This is a genomic window from Phreatobacter sp. (genome assembly GCF_051860605.1).
Classification (GTDB): Bacteria; Pseudomonadota; Alphaproteobacteria; order Rhizobiales; family Phreatobacteraceae; genus Phreatobacter.
In genome coordinates this window covers 23,560-44,952 of sequence record NZ_JBHYDR010000017.1, presented here as the reverse complement: position 1 = coordinate 44,952, position 21,393 = coordinate 23,560, and the positions used below count along the sequence as shown (strand labels likewise).

Here is a 21,393-nt window from a genome sequence, read left to right as displayed (position 1 = left end):
TCGCCGGCGCAGCGAACTTCTTGGGTCGATAAGTGACCCGCCCGGCTGGTCTACACGTGGGGGGCACGGGCGCCGGGCGGGTCTGACAGAACCGTCGTTTGGAAAAAACGCGATCCTGACTTCACGAGCATATCACACTCAGACCAATCAATGGTAGCAAAACCCGGGCGATCATGAGCCCGACGGTCGGTGCGGGTCACCTTGCCAGCCTTAACACCAACCCTGTTCTGGTCATGTTCGGCTCGTTTGAGGGGTAGTCGCAATACCCCTTTTTGTTCCGCCCGTTTTGCCACCCGGCGGCTGGCGCGGCCCGGACCGGAGGGGCACGATCCGGTGCCGCGACGGGTGGGCGTTGCAAAGGGCTCGACAGGGTCTGACGGGTTGCCGCACCGAAAAATGGACCTCCGGTGCCCGCCGGGCCCGACACGAAGGGAACCCTTGGCTGCCTGGCGGATTGGTCCGGCATGAGCCGAACCGACCGAAAAAGCACCGCACCGAAAAATGGACCTCCTCCGCGGCCGAAAACGCCGCCTGAGGGACCCCATGCCGATCCCCGGCTGATCGACGAGGCAAAGACGCCGGGTTCCGGCATGTTCCCCGACCCGGGGAAGAAGAGAAGCGACGCGCCCAGCGGTTAGGCCCGTCTGACGCCGGGGTTCTGCCGGCATGACGGATCGGACGCAGCCTTTCGCCCGCTGGACTGCCGTCCCTGCCGGCCTGTTGAACATGCCCCCTCACCCCGCGGCACCGTGAGCGTTGCCAGTGCGCTGCATCGCACCTAGGTTCGGTTGCGGAGCGATCATGGCCACGCGCTTCTTCTCCATGACGGATGACAGCCGCGACGTCCGGTCCGCGGCCGCTTCGCCGCGCGTGGCGCTGCTGGTCGGTGCGGGTGCCTATCCGGGCGGCCGGCTGGCCAATCCGCCGCGCGACATCGCACTGGTCTCCGCTGCGCTGAAACCGCTCGGCTTCGATGTCGAGCTGCTGATCGACCCCGCCAAGACGCAGCTCGAGACCGCCATGGTCCGTTTCGCCCAGCGGCTGGAGCAGGCCGGCGCCGAGGGCATCGGCTTCTTCTATTTTGCCGGCCACGGCATCCAGTTCCGCGGCGCCAATTATCTGGTGCCGGTGGACGCCCAGATCCCCGAGACGCGCTACCTGCGCAGCGGCGCCGTGCCGGTGGACTATCTCGTGGCGGAACTGTCCGAGTGCCGCCCGCTCGCCACCGTCATCGTGGTCGATGCCTGCCGCAACAACGACATCCGCGCCTCCGAAGGTGGGCTCACCCAGGGGCTCGGCGCGGTCGAGCACCTGCCGGACGGCACCATCCTCGTGTTCTCCACCGCCGCCGGCGAGGTGGCCGAGGACGGCGAGGCCGGCAACAGCCCCTATGCGATGGCGCTGTCCGGGCGTCTGGCGGCCGGCGGCCACCGGCTGGACGAGATCTTCCTTGGCGTCGCCGGCGATGTCGCGGCCATGACCGGCAACCGGCAGCGGCCGGCGGTGTTCCTGCAGGGGGCCATCGCCCCGGTCGTCCTCAAGGATGCGCCGGCGGGCGAGGCGCCGGGCTTCGGTGGCCCGATGGACCGCCGCCCGCCGCCCAATGCGGTGGCCCTGGCCCGTCCGTCCGAGATCGCCCCGGCCGTCCAGCTCTTCGCCAACGTGCCGCCGCGCGACCTCAACTTCACCGGCCGCGAGGCGGGTCTTGCCGCCCTGCACGATGCGGTGGGGCCACAGGCGGACGCCATCGGCCAGGCGGTGACCCACGGCATGGCCGGCATCGGCAAGACCTCGTTCGCTGCCGAATATGCCTACCGCCACCGCGAAGCCTTCTCAGGCGTCTGGTGGGCCCCGGCCGAGCAGCGCGAACTGCTGGTCGACAGCCTGGCGACCCTTGCCGTGACGCTCGATCCCGCCCTTGCCGCGGAGGCCGACCGCGAACGGCAGGTGCTCGGCGGCTTCAAGCGGCTGGCGCAGATGACGCCACCCTTCCTGCTGGTCTTCGACAATGTCGATTCGCCCGAGATCGTCCGCAACCTGACCCCGCCGGCCGGCGTCCGGCTGGTCATGACCAGCCGCTGGGCCGACTGGGGCGGGCGCGCCGCCGAGATCGACCTGCAGATCTTCGAGCCGGACGCCGCCGCCGAGTTCCTGCAGAAGCGCGCCGGCCGCGACGATCCCGTCGGCGCCCGCCGGCTGGCCGCCGCCGTCGGCCACCTGCCGCTCGCCCTCGACCATGCCGGCGCCTATTGCCGGGCCACCGCCACCAGCTTCGGCGGCTATTCGGAGAAGATCGACGCGCGGGTCCAGCGCGCGCCGAAGGGCGTGGCCTATCCGGCCAGCATCGCGGCCACCTTCGGCATGGCCATCGACAAGGCGACGCTGGAACAGCCGGCGGCCGAAGACCTGCTCGGGCTTTTCGCCCACATGGCGCCCGAGCGCATCCCGCTCGATCTCGTTTCCGACGCGGTGATGGACGAGGACGACCGCGCGGAGGCCCTTGCGGCGCTGTTCGCCGTCTCGCTGGTGGAGCACGACCAGTTTTCCGATGGCGCGCCGGCCATCAATCTCCACCGCCTGATCCAGGCGGCCATGCGGGTTCGCCTCGCCGACCAGGGCCGGGCGGAGGTCATGGCCGACCGCGTGATCGCGGCACTGGCCTGTGCCTTTCCCGACAATGCCCATCTGGACCCCGGCCTGTGGCGCGCCTGCGGCCGCCTCATGCCCCATGTCCTGGCGACAAGGGAGCTGGCCCGCTGGAGCACTGCAGCAGAACCCGCCGCAGCCATTCTGTTCCACCGCGCCGGCCGCTACCTGTTCGGCCGCGGGGCCTATCGCGACGCCGAGCCGTTCTACCGGCAGGCCATCGCGATCGGCGAGGCCGGCGCGGGCCGCGACGACCCGGAAGTCGGCCGGCGCATCAACGATCTCGCCCAGTTGATCGCCGCCGCCGGGCGCTTCGACGAGGCCGAGCCGCTGTTCCGCGAGGTGATTGCCAGCGGCGAGGCGCGCCTCGGCCGTCAGCACCTCGACGTGGCCATAAGGCTCAACAACCTCGCCCGCCTGCTCAACGACACCGGCCGGCGGGAGGAGGCCGAGCCGCTTTACCGCGAGGCCATCGCCATCAACGATGCGGCTGCGGGCTCAAACTCCATCCACGCGGTCGCCTGGCGCAACAATCTCGGCATCCTCCTGAACGAGGCCGGCCGCAACGACGAGGCCGAGCCGGTCTATCGAGAGGCCATCGCCATCGGCGAGCGGCGGCTTGGCCACCGCCACCACGAGGTCGCCCGCTGCTTCAACAATCTGGGACGGGTGCTGTGGCGCGCCGGCCGGCTCGACGAGGCCGAGGCCATGGCGCGCGAATCGCTGGCCATCTCGGTGGAATCGCTTGGCCCGGACCATCCGATCTATGCCCGCCAGCAGCATTCGCTGGCGCAGATCCTCACCGATGCCGGCCGAACCGCCGAGGCGCTGGAAACGGTCGCCGCCGCGTTGAAGGTGCACGAGGCGACGCTCGGCGAAACCCATCCGTGGACCCGGGATTCGGCGCTCACCTTCGTGGAACTGGCGAGGGTCGAGGGGCAGCCGGACAGTGCGGCTGACGTTGCCGGCCGCCTGGGCCTGGAGACACAGGACGCGGGCTGATCCGGCAGACGCGGCCTGTCGGCTGCCGAGCCCAGCAGCAAGATCCTCACAGCAAGGCCCTCGCAGCAAGCCCCTGCAAGCCGGGGCAATCCCGCGACGGCGCGTCCCCTGCCAAGGGTTCCGCCGACCGCTGGAGACCCGCATGGACAGCCCGACCACATCATCCGACCGCGCGGCCGAGAGCCGGGCCGGCCTCTGGAACAGCCTGCGCGAACGGCTGCTCATGACGGCGGTCGCCACCGTCCTCCTGTGCTGCCTTGCCGCCGCGATCGAGCCCGAGCCGCGGTTCATGCTGGCCATGCTGACGCTTGCCGCCGTGCTCGTCGCCTTCACCGGCCTCGTGGCGCTGGCCTTGCGCTGGCTCCTGATCGGGCGGCGGCGCTGAGCCCCCCGGCGATCAACCGCCCATCACCGGCCGCGACGGCGCAGGAGCAGCCAGACCGGCGCCGCGATCAGCGCGCCCTGCAGCAGGAACGGAATGGCGCGGACCAGTTCCCCGATGGACCCGATCGTCAGTTGCCTGAGGCTCCACAGCGGATGGCGCAGAAGATCGGGGAGCGTCACATCGGCCATGTAGAAGAGACCGCCGAACAGGGCCGACAGGCCCGCCAGCAGGCCGAGCCCCATCGGCTCGGCGGCGGGTCGGGAAGCGGGGGCTATGCCGAAGGGGCGATAGTGCATGGCTGGTCTCCTCTGGTCCGGTTGCCGGCACGGTCCCACAGCCTCGCCGAACCCCTCCTGACCGCACCGGTTCAGGCAAGGTTCAGCCGGCGGGCCTCTCACCCTGGAACGACTTCAATCCGCCGTCGGGATGGCCTATGAACCGCCATCGCCCTGCCACACGCGCCCTCGCCCGGCGCCTTCCGACGGGATCATCTGCCATGAACGCTCCCCTTGCCGCCGGCTCCTATTCGCTCTTTCCGCTGGCAAAGGACGAAACGCCCTATCGCAAGCTCACCTCGCAGGGGGTGCGGGTGGAGACCGTGCTCGGCAAGGAGGTGGTCGTGGTCGAGCGCGAGGCGATCCGGCTCCTGTCCGAACAGGCCTTCATCGACATCAACCACCTGCTGCGCCCCGGCCACCTCGCCCAGCTGCGCCGCATCCTCGACGATCCGGAATCGACCGCCAACGACAAGTTCGTTGCCTATGACCTTTTGAAGAACGCCAATATCGCCGCCGGCGGCGTGCTGCCCATGTGCCAGGACACCGGCACCGCCATCATCATGGGCAAGAAGGGGCGGCTCGTCTGGACCGAAGGCGAGGACGAGGCGGCGCTCGGCCAGGGCGTGCTCGACGCCTACGAGAAGAAGAACCTGCGCTATTCGCAGGTGGCGCCGCTCTCGATGTTCGAGGAGCGCAACACTCGCAACAACCTCCCCGCCCAGATCGAGATCTATGCCGAGGGAGAGGACGCCTACAAGTTCCTGTTCATGGCCAAGGGCGGCGGCTCGGCCAACAAGAGCTTCCTGTTCCAGGCGCCGCCCTCCATCCTGACCCATGACAGGATGATCAAGTTCCTGCACGAGAAGATCCTCACCCTCGGCACCGCCGCCTGCCCGCCCTACCACCTCGCCATCGTCATCGGCGGGCTTTCCGCCGAACACACGATGAAGACGGCCAAGCTCGCCACCGCCCGCTATCTGGACGGGCTGCCGACGGCGGGCTCCGAATTCGCCCACGCCTTCCGCGACCTGGCCATGGAGGAGGAGGTCCACAAGCTGACCCAGGCCATGGGGGTCGGCGCCCAGTTCGGCGGCAAGTATTTCTGCCACGACGTGCGCGTCATCCGCATGCCGCGGCATGGCGCCTCGCTGCCCATCGCCATCGCGGTCTCCTGCTCGGCCGACCGGCAGGCGCTCGGCAAGATCACCCGCGACGGCGTGTTTCTCGAGGAGCTGGAGCATCACCCGGCGCAGTATCTGCCGGAGATCGACGAGGGCGCGCTCGGCGGCGATGTGGTCCGGATCGACCTCACCCGGCCGATGCCGGAAATCCTCGCAACGCTCTCGCGGCAGCCGATCAAGACGCGGGTCTCGCTCACCGGCCCGATGATCGTCGCGCGCGATGCCGCGCACGCGAAGATCCGCGAGCGCCTCGACCGCGGCGAACCCATGCCCGACTATTTCCGCAACCACCCTGTCTATTACGCAGGTCCCGCCAAGACGCCCGAGGGCTATGCCTCCGGCTCGTTCGGCCCGACGACGGCCGGCCGCATGGACGGCTTCGTCGACCAGTTCCAGGGCGCCGGCGGCTCCATGGTCATGCTCGCCAAGGGCAACCGCTCGCGCGAGGTGCGCGAGGCCTGCGCCAAGCACGGCGGCTTCTATCTCGGCTCCATCGGCGGCCCTGCCGCCCGCCTCGCCCAGGACTGCATCCGCAAGGTGGAGGTGCTGGAATATCCCGAGCTCGGCATGGAGGCGATCTGGCGGATCGAGGTCGAGGATTTCCCCGCCTTCATCGTTGTCGACGACAAGGGCAACGACTTTTTCAAGGAACTGAACCTCGGCTGAGGCGTTCGATCCGATGTGACCGGCCTGTTTCGGGCCGGAAACATCGGATGGCGCGCCCCGCAATCCCCGTGAAACCGGGTGGCGCGAATGTGCCATCCACGCCAAGGGGATTTACGAAAAGGGGTTCGCCATGCGCCGCTCGATCCCGACCACGCAGCGCAGCTTCGCCACTGCCCAGTCCTCCACCGCCGATGCACAGACGCTGGCGGTGATCGCTTCCTCGCTGGTGGCCGCCACCGCGATTGCCTTCCTCGCCATGGTCATGACCGCCTGGCCGGTGCGCGCCGCCGAGCCGGTGCGCCTCGCCTCCGTGTCGCCCGCCATGATCCACGGCACCCTGCACGCCGACGACGCCCGCACCCTGCTGCAGCCGCGGATCACCGCGCCGCAGGCGGCGGCGCCGGCCGCCGCGGCCACGCAGACGGCCGCCCTCGGCACGCTTCCCATGGCCGCCGAGCCCTGCCCGGCTTCTGTCGACGCCATCGACGCCGAGGTCAACCAGAGCCTGACCAAGGTCGAGGCGGCCTATGAGGCGGACGGTGCGGCCCAGTGCCAGGCCTTCCGCGTGCACATGACCTCCCTGCAGCGCGCCGCCCGCGCCGTGGACCGCTGCGTCCAGGGCGAGGCGCGCGCCTCCAAGCTGAGCCTGATCCGCCGCTCCATGACCGACTGGAACGGCGTGATCGCCAACGGTTGCCACTGATCCCCTTCCCGGCCTGACCCGGCCACCTTCCGGACGACCTTCCGCATGCCCCTCCAAACTCCTGACCTGGCCCGCAGGCCCCCCGGCCTTGCGGGCCTTCTTTTTGCGATCATGGCCGCAGCCTGCCTCGCGCTGGTGCCGGCAGGGTCGGCCCTTGCGCAGTCGACGGCGGCGGCGGCGTTCTGCGCGCGCGACCTGTCGGCGACCGACACCCGCCTGAAGGCGACGCTGCGGCGCCTCGAGACCACCCGCTCATCCCCCATCGCCCAGCGCTGCTCGGTGTTCCGCGACCATATCCGCGTGATGCAGCAGGCAGCCGTGGTGTTCGAGCGCTGCACCACCGGCCGCCACCGGCAGGAGAATGTCGGCCAGATGATCGGCTCCATCGCTGACTGGCGCGAGATCGTCGCCCGCAACTGCCGCTGATCGCCGCCTCAGTTGCGGAACAGCAGGTCGCGGACGGTGGTCGCCACCTCGCCCAGCGTGCCGAGCGCTTCCTTCAGCCGCCGCTGGCCCGCGCGGGTCAGAACCGAGGGATCGACCCGGTTGCCCGGAGGCCGGCCGGCGGCAATGTCGGCAAGCTGCTGCCGAAGGATGGCATCGACGATCACCGCATGGGCCTCCGGCCAGCGCTCCAGATCGGCATCCGAGCCGATCTTCATGCGCCGCACCGCCTCGATGCGCTCGCGCGTCGCCCGCAGGCGGATGTTGTGGCGCATGGCCAGACACCGCGCCGCCGCGACCACCGGGAACAGCCCGCCCTTCTTCAGGTCCACCCGACCCTGCTCGGTCCGGAACCCGCCGAGCAGCGTCAGCGGCGGCCGGTGACCCTCGATCTCGCCGGCCAGCAGTTTTGCCAGGAGCGGTGACCGGTGCGCGGCTTCATAGGCCTCGTCGAACAGGCGGGCCGCCAGTTCCATATCGCCGTGGACGGGCCGGAAATCGTAGAAGATGTCGACCGCGAGCAGATCCTCCGGCCGGTTGCGGCCGAGCCATTCGGTGATCCGACCGCGCCAGTCCTCAATCGAGCCGCGAAAGGCCGGGTTCTTCGCCATGACCCCGCCCTTGCAATAGACGACGCCGGCGGCATCCAGGAAGTCGGCCAGATGCGTGCCGAAGCGGGCGAACCAGCGGTCGGCCGCCTCCGGATCGGCCGGCACGGCGGTCACCACCGCATTGTCCTGATCGGCCGCCAGCAGGCTCTCGCCGCGGCCGACCGAGCCCAGCACCAGAACCGCATAGGACACCGGCGGGGCTCCGTGACCCTCGTCGGCCATGCGCATTTCGGCAAGGCGGGCCGCCCGGCCCGTGAGCGCTGCAATCTCGTGGCTGATGACGGCTGCGACGTCGCGCGCCGGCACTTCCTCCTGCATCAGGTGGCTGGCCACCACCGGCATGCGGGCAAAGGCAGCGGCAAGCCCCGCCGGGCTGTCGGACGCCTCGATGGCATCGCCAAGCATGAGCGCGTCGCTCGCCCGCGCCTTCAGGAGATCGCGCGCCGACAGCGCGCCGACCAGCGCCCCTTCCGCGTCCTCGACGCCCAGGTGACGGACCTTCAGCCTGTCCATGCGCCCGATCGCCCGATAGGCGAAATCATCCGCCCGGACCGTGGCCAGAGGACGGGACGCGACCGGGCCGGCCGGCAGACCGAGCGCTGCCCCGCCCTCGGCGGCAATCGTCCGCATCACGTCGCGCTCGGTCAGGATGCCGCAGTCCGAGGCGCGTGAACCCGCTGCCTCGGCCACGAAGACCGAGGAGATTCGCCGCTCCATCATCAGGTCGACGACACCGGCAACCGGCAGGCCGGGCGCCACGATGACCGGTGGGCTGGCCATCAGGTCGCGCACCCGGTGGCGGAACGGGAAGGCGTCGATGCGGGCGAGAGCCGAGGCCTGGGCGGCCCTGTCGGCAAGCACCCCCGGCTCGACCCAGCCGGCGCGGGCGAAGTTCTCGAGCGCACCCGCGAGCCGGCGGCAGGCCTCGTCCGCCTCGCCGACGGTGCGGATGCCGCGCTCCTTGAGATGGGGAACCAGCGCCACGAGCAGCGCCCCAGCCGAAATGGCGTCCGCGACGGCATCGTGCCGCTGGCTACGGTCGAGCCCGAGGCCGAGGCGGCCGGAGAGCACCTCCAGCGTCTGGTCCGGCAGGGATGGAAAGCAGACCTCGCCGAGCAGGCGCGTATCCAGCGAGGGCGGTGGCACGAACGCCCGTCCGGCAAGCCGGCATTCGCGCTTCAGGATCGCCAGGTCGAAGCCGAGATTGTGGCCGACGACCAGCCGCCCGCGGCGGAAGGTCTCGAACGCCTCGTAGGCGGTAATGAAAGCGCCCTTGCCGGCGACGGCCGCATCGTCGATCCCGTGGATCGCCGTCGAGGCGGGGGGAATCGGCCCTCCGGGATCGACCAGCCGGTCGAAACGCTCCTCGGGGACGAGTTGCCCTTCCCGGATCGCCACGGCGCCGATCTGGACGAGGCGCGCCCGCGTCGGGTCGAGCCCGGTCGTCTCCGTATCGAGGACGACGGCATCGAGCGCGATCAGCGGGTGGGCGGCCTGCGCGGGCATGGTGGCAGGTTAGTCCCGCCCGCCCGGCAAAGGCGAGCTAGACCTTGATCTGAGCCTTCACGGCCTCGATCAGTTGCTTCAGCGAGAACGGTTTCGCCAGGAAGGCGAAATCCTGGCCCTCAGGCAGGTCGTTGCGGAACGCCTCCTCGGCATAGCCGGAGACGAAGATTACCTTGATATCGGGATTGGACTTCCTGAGTTCGCCCAGCAGCGTCGGGCCGTTCATTTCCGGCATCACCACGTCGGAGACGACCAGGTCGACCGGCCCCGCCTCCTTCATCACCTCCAGCGCCTCGACGCCGGAGCCGGCCTCGAGCACGGTATAGCCGCGCGAGGACAGCGCCCGCGAGGCAAAGGCGCGGACCGCCTCCTCGTCCTCCACCAGCAGAATGGTGCCGGCCCCCGTGTCGTCGCGCGGCGGCAGGGCCGGTGGGGGTGTAACCGGCGCAGCGGTTGGCGCAGCGGCCGGCGCCGCCATGGCCGGAGCCTCCGCGCCGGACACCAGCAGGACCGCAGGCGCTGCCGGAAGTGCAGGCGCTGCCGGCGCCGGGGAGCGCGACGCATCCTCCTTGGGCAGAACAACATCGTCCTCCGGCAGGGCGACATGGCGCGGCAGGAAGATGCGGAACGTGGTGCCCCGGCCGACGGCCGAATCGACGAACACATAGCCGCCGGACTGCTTGACGATGCCATAGACGGTCGACAGGCCGAGCCCCGTGCCCTTGCCGACATCCTTGGTGGAGAAGAACGGGTCGAAGATCTTCTGCCGGATGTCCTCGGGAATGCCGGTTCCGGTGTCGGTCACCTCGATCAGCACGCAGTCGCTGGCCGGCATCTCCACCGGCTGGTCCTTGGTCTGGTGGCGCCCGATCTCCGAGGCCGGCACATTGACCGTGCGGATGGTCAGCTTGCCGCCATCCGGCATGGCGTCGCGGGCATTGACGGCAAGGTTCAGGATCACCTGTTCGAGCTGGGTGACGTCGGCCCGCACCGGCCAGAGGTCGCGGCCGTGGACGACGTCGAGGCCGACCCGCTCGCCGAGCGAGCGCCGCAGCAGCATCGACAGGTCGGAGAGCACGTCGCCGAGCTGGATCACCTGCGGGCGCAGGGTCTGCTTGCGCGAGAAGGCCAGAAGCTGCCGCACCAGGCTCGCCGCGCGGTTGGCGTTCTGCTTGATCTGCATGATGTCGTTGAACGACGGATCGGCCGGCTTGTGGTTCATCAGCAGGAGATCGGCATGGCCGAGGATCGCCTGCAGCACGTTGTTGAAGTCGTGCGCCACCCCGCCGGCCAGCTGGCCGACCGCGTTCATCTTCTGCGACTGGGCAAACTGCTCCTGCAACTGGCGAAGCTCGGTGGTCTCCACCGCATAGACGATGGCCGCCTCGCCGGCCGCCTCCGGATCGTCCACCGGCGCCACGAGGAAACGTGCGAAGCGGTTGGCATTGCCCTGCAGCGCGCCGTCGACACCGGCAAGGTCGCTGCGCCCGCGTGCCGCCTCGGCAATGGCATGGGCAAGATCGACGCGCGAGCTCTCCTTGACCAGCGCCATGATCGACTTCTGGCCGGCCTGTCCCTCGGGCAGCAGTTCTGCGGACAGGCGCGCCAGCAGCGGGTTGGAGCGCAGCACGTTGCCCGATGCATCGACGGTTGCGATGCCGAGCGGGGAATTGTTGAAGAAGCGGGCAAACCGCACCTCGGCCGCCCTCAGGCTGTCGCCCTCATCGGCCGAGCGGCCGCGATGGATGACGAGCGTGCGCGAGGGACCGGACGTGCCGTCGGCGGCGAAGGCGACCTTGTGCAGCAGGCGGACTGGCAGCGCCTCGCCGCTGCGCCGCTTGAGGTCGAGGTCGAAGGTCGCCGTCGCGACCTCCCCCGGCACCGGCGTGACGGTCCGCAGCAGCGCCGCCCCGTCCGCAGCCAGGATATCGGCCAGCGCCAGCCCGCCCGGGCCGACCTCGGCCAGGTCATGGTCGAGCCAGCCCGCCAGCGTGGCGTTCATGTAGCCGATGTCGCCGGAGGGCTCCATGGAGAAGAAGCCGGCCGGGGCATGGTCAAGGAAGTCGATGGCCCGCTGCAGCGTCTCGAAGGCGCTTTCCGCATGCTGGCGGTCGCGGGTGATGTCCTCCACCGACCAGACGCTCGCCCGCCCGACCCCGCGCGGGCGCACGACGCCCTCGCCGACCAGCGGCCGCACCCGAAGCCGGTACCAGCGCGCGCCATCCGCTGCCGGCAGGCGCACCTCCTCCTGGTGGCGACGGTTCTCGCGCGCGGACTGGGACAGGCGGTAGATGGCCTCGGAGACCTCTGGCGCGCCGGTGAAGGCCCGTTCCACGCCCTTGACGTCATCCGAGCCGGTCACGCCGGTCAGCTGGAGATAGGCCGGATTGGCATAGAGCACGCGCCCCGACGGCTCGGTCACGACGATCGCCTGCGGCGCCCCGTCGGTCATGGCGCGGGTGAAATCGTTGCGGCCGTCCTCGGTCGAAAAGCGCAGGATCCCGGCGGCATAGGCAAACAGCGAGAACACGCCGCAGACGGCGAGCACCGCCAGAAGGCCGAGCACGAAGGGATAGGCCTGGTCCCGGCCGATCGCCAGGAAGAACAGCGCGGCGCCGACCAGCACGACGGCCACGGCCAGGACCATGACCGTCGAGCCCGATTGCTCGGATCGGTCGAGGGCGCGGCGACCGCTCATGCCCGGCTGGTCCGGGTGATCGGCGCGGGCATTCTTTTCGACAAGGGCCATGCGCGAAAGCCGTCCTGGAGGGCGCGGAGAATCTGTTCGGGAACCAATGACTAGTCGTGCCGCCTTGCAGGCCCGGAGGCAAGGCCGGCGTGCAGCGGGACGGCGTTATCCGGGCGGGCCGGATCAGTTCAGCCCACCCTTCAGGCGCATGACATAACCGATCACCTCGGCCACCGCCCGGTAGTGATCCTCCGGAATCTCCGCGTCAAGCTCCACGCCGGCGTGAAGCGCGCGCGCGAGCGCGACGTTTTCGACGATGGGAACGCCGTTTGCCGTCGCCACCTCGCGGATTTTGAGCGCGATGGCGTCCATGCCCTTGGCCACGCACAGGGGCGCGTCCATGCCGGGCTCGTATTTCAGCGCCACGGCATAGTGGGTCGGGTTGGTGATGACCACGGTGGCGTTCGGGACATTGGCCATCATGCGCTTGCGCGAGCGCTCGCGCCGGATCTGGCGCACCTTGGCCTTGATTTCGGGATTGCCGTCGGTCTGCTTGAACTCCTCCTTGAGCTCCTGCATCGACATGCGCTGCCGGTTATACCAGCGCTGGTACTGATAGACGTAGTCGCCGATGGCGATGATGGTCAGGATGGCCATGACAGCGACCAGGATCTGCACGATCACCCCATGGGTGAACGGCAGCAGCATGGTCACGTCCATGCGCACCAGGCTGTCGATCACCGACCGCTGCGGCCACAGCACCGCGGCGATCACGATCCCCATCAGCGAGATCTTGGCGAGCCCCTTCAGGAAGTTGACCAGCGCGTCCTTGCCGAAGATGCGTTTGAAACCGGCGACCGGCGATATCTTGGAGGCCTTCGGCTTCATGCTCTCGGCCGAGAACACCAGGCGGTGCTGGACCATGTTGCCGGCAACGCCGGCCAGGAAAAGGGCCAGGAACGGCAGGCCGAGCGCCAGCACGACAGCCAGCACCAGCGACATCAGCAGGCCCATAAGGCCGGTGCGGTCGACCTGCACGAGATCGGCATTGCCGATGAGGTTCTTCAGCGGCAGGGCCAGACCACCGGCGGCACCCGCGGCGAAAACCACCACCACGAGCGTGCCGGCCGACAGGAGGAACCAGGTCACCAGGTCCTGGCTCTTGGCGACGTCGCCTTTCTTCAGCGCGTCGTCGAGCTTCTTCTGTGTCGGCTCCTGTGTCTTCTGGTCCTTGTCGTCATTGCCCTCGGCCATGCGTCACCTCCGGTTGACGGCAAGGTCGTTGAGCACGGTTTCGAGTGACCCGAGATAGTGGGTCATCATCACACCGATGACGAGCAGCAGGATCAGGAAGCCGACACCGATGGTGGCGGGCATGGCGACGAAGAACACCTGCATCTGCGGCATCAGCTTGGACAGCACGCCGAGCCCGATGTTGAACACCAGCGCGAAGACGATGAAGGGTGCCGCCAGCTGGATGGCGATGAGGAAGGCCCGGGCCATGGCGCTGGCGAGGAACGAGGCCGCATCGCCAGAATCCGGCAAGGTCCCGGGCCGGATGATCGTGAAACTGTCGGAAATGGCGGCGATCACCAGGTGGTGCAGGTCGGAGGCGAAGACCAGCACAAGCCCGGTCAGTGTCAGGAACGTGCCGATCACCGCGCCCTGCTGCCCCTGCGTCGGATCGACCTGCATCGCGAAGCCGAGGCCCATCGTGTTGGAGATGACCACGCCGGCCGTCTGCAGTGCGGAGACCGCGATCCGCGCCGCCATGCCCAGCGTGAAGCCGACCGCCAGTTCCTGGAACAGGATCAGCAGCACGCTGGCCGGCTGGGCAAGGTCCACCGCATAGAGCGGCCGGTGCAGGGGATAGAGCACGAGGGTCAGGAGCAGGGCCACGCCCAGCCTGACGCGCACCGGCAGGGACCGGTCGCCGAGGCCCGGCATCAGCATCATCATGGTGCCGATGCGCGCGAACATCAGGAAATAGACCACCACCAGGTCTGGCGAGAGCGGGACGGTCATGCGCCGGGCCCCTCCTGGACCGTGCGGGTGGCTTGGCGGCGGATCAGAACCGATTCACCCGCCCAGCACCACCCTCGCCATGACCCGGGTCATGTAGCCGTTGAGCGCATCGCCCATGAACGGCAGGGCGATGACAAGCGTTGCGAAGATGGCGAGAATCTTCGGCACGAAGACCAGCGTCTGCTCCTGGATCTGGGTCAGTGCCTGGACCAGCGAGATCATCACGCCGACCAGCAGGCCGACGATCATCAGGGGACCGGCGACTAGGATGATGGTGAGAACGCCGTCGCGGGCGACGTCCAGAACGTCTTGCGGGCTCATCGGATGCCTTCAGATCTGCATGCGCATGATTTCCTCGTAGGCCTGCACGACCTTGTCGCGCACGGCCACGAGGGATTCGACCGCCACCTCGGTCTCGGCAACCGCCGTGACCACGTCGATGAGATCGGCGCGGCCGGCCGCCATGGCCTGCGTGCGCTGATCGGTTGTGCGGGCGGTCTGGCCGACCGACTGCACCGCATTGCGCAGCATGTCGCCGAAGCCCGTGCCCTCCCCGCCGCTGCGCTGGGCCGCGGCGGGCGAGAGCATCCGCGCGGCGGACGCATAGGCATTGGCGGCAATGGAGGTGGTGGACATCAGACTAGACTCTCAGAAGCTCGATGGTGCGCTGGATCATCCGGCGCGTGGAGGTGACCACGTTGAGGTTCGCCTCGTAGCTGCGCTGGGCCTCGCGCATGTCCATGCTCTCGACCAGCGAGTTGACATTGGGGATCTTGACGTAGCCGCGGCCATCGGCGCCCGGGTGGTTGGGGTCGAAGCGGGTCTGAAACTCGCCCTGCGCCCGGCGCACCGGGCCGAGCTGGACGGTGGTCGCCTGCAGTTCGCGGTCGAACGAGGTGCGGAAGGTCGGGATCCGGCGCCGGTAGGGGTCGCCGCCAGGCGCCTGCGACGTCGAATTGGCATTGGCGATGTTCTCGGCCACCACCCGCATGCGGCCGGCCTGGGCGCGCATGCCACCGGCGGCGATCCGGAGCGAGCGCAGGAATTCCATGGACATGGCGTGTCTCCTCAGCCTGTGCGCTTGCCGATGGCGGTGCGGATCAGACCCAGCGAACGCTGGTAAAGGCCGGCGACCGCCTGATAGTCGAGCTGGTTCTGGCTGACCTTCATCATCTCGTCCTCGAGGTTGACGCGGTTGCCATCCGGGGTTGCCGTGACGCCCGTGTCACGGCGGATATCGAAGCGGGTGGTCTGGTCCGACGTGAGCGGAATATGCCGGGCACTCGTCTGGCTGACGCCGGAGATGCCCGAGGCCGAAGGCGAACCCGTTGTCGCTGTCGCGCCGATCCCGGCCGTCGTCATGCCCGAGGCCGAGCCCCCACCCCGCACCAGTGACTGGAAGCTCGGCATCCTGAGGTCGCGCGCCCGGTAACCCGGTGTTTCCGCATTCGCGACATTTTCAGCCAATAGCTTCTGGCGTTCCTGGTGCCAGCGCATACGGGTCCGTAGCATGGAAAAAAGCGGCACGTCGCTCGTCGTCATGGCCCTCTCCACGCGCCGGGGGTGGGCAAACAATGCCCGGTGCATGGTTAACGAGGGGTTAAACGCTAAGGCTCTTTTAACCATTCCCGGCGCGGGTTAACCATCCGCGCAGGTCGGCATCGGCAAGCCTTGCCGGGCCTGTTAACCTCAACATAGACTTAATGCGCACGTTCTTACCCGGCCGGCGCATGGCATGGGATCAGTCTCGATGAATTATCTCACCAGCTTGCTGGGCCCTAACGCGCCGTTGGCAGCGACTTTCATCGTCGCTTTCGCCGTCGTGCTCGTGCTCATTGGCCTGACGGCCTGGATCTTTCGTCTGATCCGCGGCCGCGGCCTCGGGATCGGCTCCGGCGGCCGTGGGCGCCAGCCGCGCCTTGCGGTTCTCGACTATGCGGATGTCGACCAGCGCCGCAAGCTGGTGCTGATCCGGCGCGACAATGTCGAACATCTGCTCCTGCTTGGCGGTCCAACCGACGTCGTGGTGGAGAGCGCGATCGTGCGCGGCATGCCGGTTCCGGCCAGTGCCCTGCGCGAGCCGGCAGCCGCCGAACCCGCACCGCCCGCCCCGGTCGCCGCGGAGGCACCGCGCCTGTCGATGCGGGAACAGGCCCGTCAGGCGGCCGGCGAATATGCCCCGCGACCGGAGCCGGCGCCCGCGCCGCGGCTCGATCCGGTGCGCCCGAGCCTGCGCGAGCCGGCCCGTCCCGAGCCTTCGCGACCCGAACCGGCCCGCCCGGCGCCTGTCGCGCCGCGCGAGACGCCGCGCATCAGTCCCGTCGTCACGCCCGCCCGCGCGGGCCAGCCCGCCGCGCCGATAGCCCCTCCCGCCGCGCCGCGCCCCGGCACGGGTCCGGCCGCTGCACCGGCCACCGACGATGTCGCCGCGCGGCTGGAGGCGGCCCTGCGCAAGCCGATCGGCGCGAACCCGGCCGCCCCGCTTCGCCCGACACCCGGCATGCCGGCACAGCCGGCTCGACCGCCAGCCGCGAAGCCGGGCGGACCGTCTGCTCCGGCGGCCGCCGCGGCAGGGTCTGCCGGCCCTGCGGCAGCGGGCGGTCCGGCAAAGCCCTTGTCGGCCGACGACAAGTCCGTCTTCGACAGTCTCGAAGAGGAGATGGCCGCGCTGCTCGGCCGCGGGCCCACCCCGCCCAAAGCCTCCTGATCGGCTGAGCCATCATCGGGGCGATGGGCGATCGTCCCTCGCCCTGGCCGGCACCTGTCCACAGCGCCCCCGCTGCCGCAGGGCGGTGCCCGGCAGCCTGCTAGACTGCCGCCACGGCGCGAGCGATTCGCGCCGGCGGTGAGACGGCGATGCGGGCCTTGTCAGTTCTGCGGACTGTGATGCCGGCCGGGCGCTCTGCCCTGGCTGCGCTCGGGCTTGCGCTGGCGGCCGCCCTCCTCGCCGCGCCCGTGCTGGCGCAGGACATCGCGATCAATCTCGGTCAGGGCGCCGGCGTCACCGAGCGGGTCATCCAGCTCATCGGGCTGCTGACCGTCCTGTCGGTGGCCCCGTCCATCCTCATCATGGTGACGAGCTTCGTGCGCATCGCCGTGGTGCTGTCGCTGCTGCGCACCGCCATCGGCACGCAGACCGCGCCGCCCAATGCCGTCATCGTCGGCCTGTCCCTGTTCCTGACCGGCTTCGTCATGGCCCCTACGCTCCAGCAGAGCTACGAGAACGGCATCCGGCCGCTGATCGACAACCAGATCGAGGTCACCCAGGCGTTCGAGCGGGCATCCGCGCCCTTTCGCGAGTTCATGCTCGGGCAGGTGCGCGAAAAGGACCTCGCCCTGTTCCAGGAATTGTCGCGCGAGCCGCCGCCGCCGACCCCCCAGGAGGTGTCGTTCCGCGTCCTCGTCCCGGCCTTCATGATCTCCGAGCTGCGGCGCGCCTTCGAGATCGCCTTCCTGCTGTTCGTGCCCTTCCTCGTCATCGATCTCGTCGTCGCCTCGGTGCTCATGTCGATGGGCATGATGATGCTGCCACCGGTCACCGTGTCGCTGCCGTTCAAGCTGATCTTCTTCGTGCTGGTCGACGGCTGGAACCTGGTCGCCGGCAGTCTGGTGCGAAGTTTCGGCGGCTGAGCCGCTACGCCCGCGTCAGCGAACCGCCGTGTCAGCCCTGCCGCTGTGCCGCGCCCGGAACGGACGAGGTCGGACGACCGGCGCCCGGTGTCTCGGCGGGATAGCGCTCGCGATAGGCCTTCAGGAAGGCCTCCAGCGTGTCGCGGTCGGCGATCGAGCGGGCGATCTCGCGGTATTCGACACCGCGGGCCGCGATCGGCGAGGTCACCACATCGAAGGCGCGGGCATCGGGCGTGTCGGCCATGGCCTCCTGCCAGCGCGTGCGCAAGCGGTCGAGCCCCAGCGCATCGTCGATCAGGGCAAAGCCGATGGCCGCGCGCAGGAGATGGCGCCGTGCCGCCTCGGACAGGGGCTGGCCGCCGCGTCCCGCCGCGACGAGCCTCTCGCTCTGTTCGGCAGCCTCCTTGTGGCGCCCGGCGCCCCACAGGATGTCAGCCCGCAGCATTTCCGCTTCCGGCGTCTGGATGTCCGCAATCAGTTCGAGGCCGCGGTCCGGCCGGCCGAGGTCGGCATGGCCGCGCGCCTCCAGCAGATAGCGCTGGATGCGCAGTTCCTCGGGCAGGTCGGCAAGGCGGGTGGTCTGCAGGACCTGCAGGGCAAGCGCCGGCTTGCGGTTCATCAGGTGCAGCAGCGCGAGCCGGGCGGCAACCTGCGTGCGGGCGGCGCCCTGCAGGCGGTGGTCGATCTGGTGCTGCAGCAGCGAGGCGGCCTGATCGAGCAGTTCCATGCTCGCCAGCCGGTCGGCCAGGCGCCGGATGATCTCGTCGCCGCGCCGCCCCTGCGGGGTCATGCCGCGGAAGTCGTAATAGAGCGACAGCGCCTCGATCGGCCGCATCTGGTCGGCATTGCCATCGAGGAACAGCTGCTCGAAATGCCGGGTCATCGCGTCCTGCGCTTCGTGCACGGCCGGCGAGCGCGGATGCACGGCAAGCGCCAGCCGCATGACATCGAAGGCATCGCGGAAGCGCTTCTCCTCGGCATAGAGGCGGGAGAGCAGCGCCAGCGTCCTTGCCTCCACGTCGTCGCCGCGCCAGGCGAAGCTCATCACCTCCAGTTCGGAGATGGCCGCCTTGCGGTCGAGTTCGCCGAGGCGCAGCCGCGTGGCGACGAGCCGCTGCTCGGCATCCGCCCGGGTCGGCAGGTGATGCCCGTTGGCTGCCCGCGAGTAGGACGCCAGGGCATCGCGGTCCTGGCCGCGCGCCTCCGCCAGGCGGCCGCGCAGCAGGGCGAACTGCTGCTCGCCGCCATCCGGGATGCCGATCTCCTGAAGCTCCTCGATCAAGCGCTCGGCGCGCTCCAGCGCTCCGGCGCCGATCGCCGCATTCGCCGCATGAAGGAGCAGCGCATGGGCCAGCGAGGCCGGCAGCGTGCCGATGGCCATCTGGGAGTTCTCGAAGGTATCGTTGGCCTCGCGGGCACGGGAATCCATCAGCAGGGCGGCGGCCCGCCACGGGGCCGCGTCGGGAGCCGTGGCCATGGCCGGGTGGGCAAGGTCGCGCAGAGCGTCGGCGGGCCGGTGCATCATGACGGCGATGACGCCGCGCAGACCGAGCAGCGAGCCGTCCTCGGCCACCCGCCGGTCCTGTTGCATGATGGCATCGATCACCGACTTGGCCTCCGGCCAGCGGCGGCGGGCCATGTAGAAGCGGACGAGATCGAGGCGCTTGGCGGTCCGCTGGGTCTCATGGACGGCGGCGGCGGTTGCAGCGAGATCGGTCTCACGGTCGCGGAACGGCGCCTGTTCGTCGGCCGTCCACAGTTCGAGATCGAAGGCGATCGTGCGCGGCCGCCTGACGAGGCGCTGCACCGATTGCGGGCGACCGTCGGCGGCGCTGAGCTGCAGGCCGCGCGGGCGCGAGACATTGACCCGGTCCCCCTCGACCGACACGGTCAGGTCGTCGGCCAGCGGCTGGAAGACGAGGCCGTGGCTGCCGGCCAGTGCCGCGAACTCGACCATCTCCATCGTGCGCAGGAACGCGCGCGCAGGCCCCGCCCCCGTCACCACGATCAGGTCGTCACCGGCCAGGGGGTCGGCGAGGTAATGCACCTGCCCGGCGCCGCCGAACTCCGCCGAGGCGACGAGCCGGCCACCGTCGGCGGCACGGGTCAGCTGGACGGGCCGCGGCGGCTCGAGCTGGGTTTCGGCGAGCGTGATGATCCAGGCGGTGCCGTCCCGGCCTGTCGAGGTCAGGCCCTGCCGGTCGAGCCCGATGCGGATGGCCGTGCCGTCACGCGAGCGCGTGGCATCGACGGAGGCGAACAGGCCGTTGGCGCCGGTCTGCAGGCCCGAAATGTCGATCGGATCGGCGGCATCGAACACAAGCCAGAGCGTGTCGCCGCGCTGGAACACGGCACCGGGCGTGTCCCGGGCGAACGGCACGAGAATGCGGATCGTGTCGCCGGCCCGGCGTGCCTGCAGGCTGACGCCGCGGGCGGGCTCGGCCCCGACAGCCGGCCGGGCCGATGGCGCGGGCTCGGCCTGCGCGGGTCTGGCGGCCAACTGGGGCGGGGCCACCGGTGCAGGCGGCCGGTCGGCGGCGGCCCGAGGGGGCGGCGGCTGTGGGGGCGTCGCCTGAGCGGGGGCGGCAGGAGTGGCTGCCGCAGGCTGCTGCCGGGGCATGATGGGCAGCGGCACGGTGGGGACCGGCGCGTTTCCTGGCAGCCGGGTTGCCCCTGCGGGCGGCGCCATGGCCATCGCGCCCTGCTGCGGCGCGGGCCGCATATGGGGCATGGAGACATCCACGACATAGGTGTTGTCCTCGCGGAAGGCGCGGACATCGGCCTGCTGGGACACCATGATCCGGATCAGGAGTTCGTCGGCAGCGGTGTCGGCCTCGATCTCGGCGATGAAATTGGGCAGCGAGTCGCGGACATTGCGCAGATCGGCCCGGAACGGCTTGGCGATCTTCACCGTCAGCCGGTCGCCGGAACGGTCGAGCGCCACGCCGACCGGCTCCGGCAGCGCGAACAGGATGCGCGTGAAGGTCGGATGGTTGCCGATCCTCACGCCGACGGCCGGAACGGCGCGGGCGGCACGGGCCGTCTCGGCGGCGCGCGCGCGGCGCTCGGCATCGCGCGCCCGGCGCGTCAGTTCCTCGACCACGTCGGCCGGCAGGCCCGGCGGCGGCCCCGGCCAGCGATCCGGCAGCATGTCGATGAACAGGCGCTCGCCGGCCTCCATCGAATTGACGGTGACCCGCCGCGACAGCGCGAAACGCAGCGACCGGCCGTCCGGATCGCTCCGCACCGCGGTGACATAGCCGTCGAGCTGCGAGACCAGCAGGCCGATCTGCTGGACTTCGATCGGCTGGCCGAAGGCGACCACGAGGACGCCGCCGCTGATCTTGACCTCGGAACTGACGATCTGGTTCAGGTTGAAGATGATACGGGCGAAGCCGTTCGCCGTGCTGGCGGTGGCCTCGACCTTGAGCGTGGTCGCGGCGGCAGCCTGCGACCTCTGCGCTTCGGCCGGGCCGGTGCCAGGCAAGAGGGCGAGAGACAGAACCAGCGCGGGGGTCAGCACAGCGCGCAACAGGGCGGCGGTGAGCCTCCCCTTCGCAAGACGCTTTACGCCCACTGCGCACCCGTCCATGGGACGCCACTCGACACGCTACCCCGCGCCGGGGC

17 protein-coding genes are annotated in these 21,393 nt (G+C 69.8%); 7 read left to right on the top strand and 10 right to left on the bottom strand.

The window, feature by feature from the left end:
- The first annotated feature begins 801 nt into the window (after positions 1-801).
- On the top strand, positions 802-3,648 hold the full coding sequence (gene fxsT / locus ACTIFS_RS21200; protein ID WP_439576114.1) for an FxSxx-COOH system tetratricopeptide repeat protein: 2,847 nt from the start codon (positions 802-804) through the stop codon (positions 3,646-3,648).
- Between the two features lie 142 nt (positions 3,649-3,790).
- Complete coding sequence (locus ACTIFS_RS21195; RefSeq protein ID WP_439576113.1) at positions 3,791-4,033, top strand: hypothetical protein; 243 nt, start codon at positions 3,791-3,793, stop codon at positions 4,031-4,033.
- 23 nt (positions 4,034-4,056) lie between these two features.
- On the opposite strand, the gene ACTIFS_RS21190 is transcribed toward ACTIFS_RS21195, so the two are convergent.
- Positions 4,057-4,329: a hypothetical protein gene (locus tag ACTIFS_RS21190; RefSeq protein ID WP_439576112.1), complete on the bottom strand. Its 273-nt coding sequence runs from the start codon at positions 4,327-4,329 to the stop codon at positions 4,057-4,059.
- 200 nt (positions 4,330-4,529) lie between these two features.
- Between ACTIFS_RS21190 and ACTIFS_RS21185 the strand changes: the two genes are divergently transcribed.
- From ACTIFS_RS21185 to ACTIFS_RS21175, 3 genes are all read left to right on the top strand, one after another.
- Positions 4,530-6,158, top strand: coding sequence for a fumarate hydratase (locus ACTIFS_RS21185; protein WP_439576111.1), 1,629 nt, complete (start codon positions 4,530-4,532; stop codon positions 6,156-6,158).
- Between the two features lie 130 nt (positions 6,159-6,288).
- The gene (locus ACTIFS_RS21180; RefSeq protein ID WP_439576110.1) at positions 6,289-6,861 is read left to right on the top strand and encodes a hypothetical protein; all 573 of its coding nucleotides are present in this window, start codon (positions 6,289-6,291) and stop codon (positions 6,859-6,861) included.
- Positions 6,862-6,906: 45 nt separating this feature from the next.
- Positions 6,907-7,287: a hypothetical protein gene (locus ACTIFS_RS21175; protein WP_439576109.1), complete on the top strand. Its 381-nt coding sequence runs from the start codon at positions 6,907-6,909 to the stop codon at positions 7,285-7,287.
- A gap of 8 nt (positions 7,288-7,295) precedes the next feature.
- Here ACTIFS_RS21175 and ACTIFS_RS21170 read toward each other — a convergent pair whose 3' ends face one another.
- From ACTIFS_RS21170 to flgB, 8 genes are all read right to left on the bottom strand, one after another.
- A complete protein-coding gene (locus tag ACTIFS_RS21170) occupies positions 7,296-9,422 on the bottom strand; it encodes a DUF294 nucleotidyltransferase-like domain-containing protein (RefSeq protein WP_439576108.1) in 2,127 nt (708 codons plus the stop codon).
- Between the two features lie 37 nt (positions 9,423-9,459).
- Positions 9,460-12,120 carry a cell cycle histidine kinase CckA gene (gene cckA, locus ACTIFS_RS21165; protein ID WP_439576117.1) on the bottom strand — a complete coding sequence of 887 codons (2,661 nt, stop codon included), beginning with the start codon at positions 12,118-12,120 and terminating at the stop codon, positions 9,460-9,462.
- A 174-nt stretch (positions 12,121-12,294) separates the two neighbouring features.
- Positions 12,295-13,365 carry a flagellar biosynthesis protein FlhB gene (flhB, locus tag ACTIFS_RS21160; protein ID WP_439576107.1) on the bottom strand — a complete coding sequence of 357 codons (1,071 nt, stop codon included), beginning with the start codon at positions 13,363-13,365 and terminating at the stop codon, positions 12,295-12,297.
- Positions 13,366-13,368: 3 nt separating this feature from the next.
- On the bottom strand, positions 13,369-14,136 hold the full coding sequence (fliR, locus tag ACTIFS_RS21155; protein WP_439576106.1) for a flagellar biosynthetic protein FliR: 768 nt from the start codon (positions 14,134-14,136) through the stop codon (positions 13,369-13,371).
- A gap of 54 nt (positions 14,137-14,190) precedes the next feature.
- Positions 14,191-14,457: a flagellar biosynthesis protein FliQ gene (gene fliQ / locus ACTIFS_RS21150; protein WP_439576105.1), complete on the bottom strand. Its 267-nt coding sequence runs from the start codon at positions 14,455-14,457 to the stop codon at positions 14,191-14,193.
- A 9-nt stretch (positions 14,458-14,466) separates the two neighbouring features.
- Positions 14,467-14,772 (bottom strand): flagellar hook-basal body complex protein FliE, encoded by a 306-nt coding sequence (fliE, locus tag ACTIFS_RS21145; RefSeq protein ID WP_439576104.1) that lies wholly within the window; start codon positions 14,770-14,772, stop codon positions 14,467-14,469.
- A 4-nt stretch (positions 14,773-14,776) separates the two neighbouring features.
- Positions 14,777-15,187 (bottom strand): flagellar basal body rod protein FlgC, encoded by a 411-nt coding sequence (gene flgC, locus ACTIFS_RS21140; protein ID WP_439576116.1) that lies wholly within the window; start codon positions 15,185-15,187, stop codon positions 14,777-14,779.
- A gap of 17 nt (positions 15,188-15,204) precedes the next feature.
- On the bottom strand, positions 15,205-15,678 hold the full coding sequence (gene flgB / locus ACTIFS_RS21135) for a flagellar basal body rod protein FlgB (RefSeq protein ID WP_439576103.1): 474 nt from the start codon (positions 15,676-15,678) through the stop codon (positions 15,205-15,207).
- 247 nt (positions 15,679-15,925) lie between these two features.
- On the opposite strand from flgB, the gene ACTIFS_RS21130 reads away from it, so the two are divergent.
- Together ACTIFS_RS21130 and fliP are read left to right on the top strand one after the other, a co-directional pair.
- Entirely contained in the window at positions 15,926-16,843 is a 918-nt protein-coding gene (locus tag ACTIFS_RS21130; RefSeq protein WP_439576102.1) for a flagellar biosynthetic protein FliO, read from the top strand.
- Between the two features lie 179 nt (positions 16,844-17,022).
- Positions 17,023-17,766 carry a flagellar type III secretion system pore protein FliP gene (gene fliP, locus ACTIFS_RS21125; RefSeq protein ID WP_439576115.1) on the top strand — a complete coding sequence of 248 codons (744 nt, stop codon included), beginning with the start codon at positions 17,023-17,025 and terminating at the stop codon, positions 17,764-17,766.
- A gap of 31 nt (positions 17,767-17,797) precedes the next feature.
- Here the strand turns inward: fliP and ACTIFS_RS21120 are convergent, their stop codons facing one another.
- Entirely contained in the window at positions 17,798-21,343 is a 3,546-nt protein-coding gene (locus ACTIFS_RS21120) for a tetratricopeptide repeat protein (protein ID WP_439576101.1), read from the bottom strand.
- Positions 21,344-21,393 lie beyond the last annotated feature (50 nt).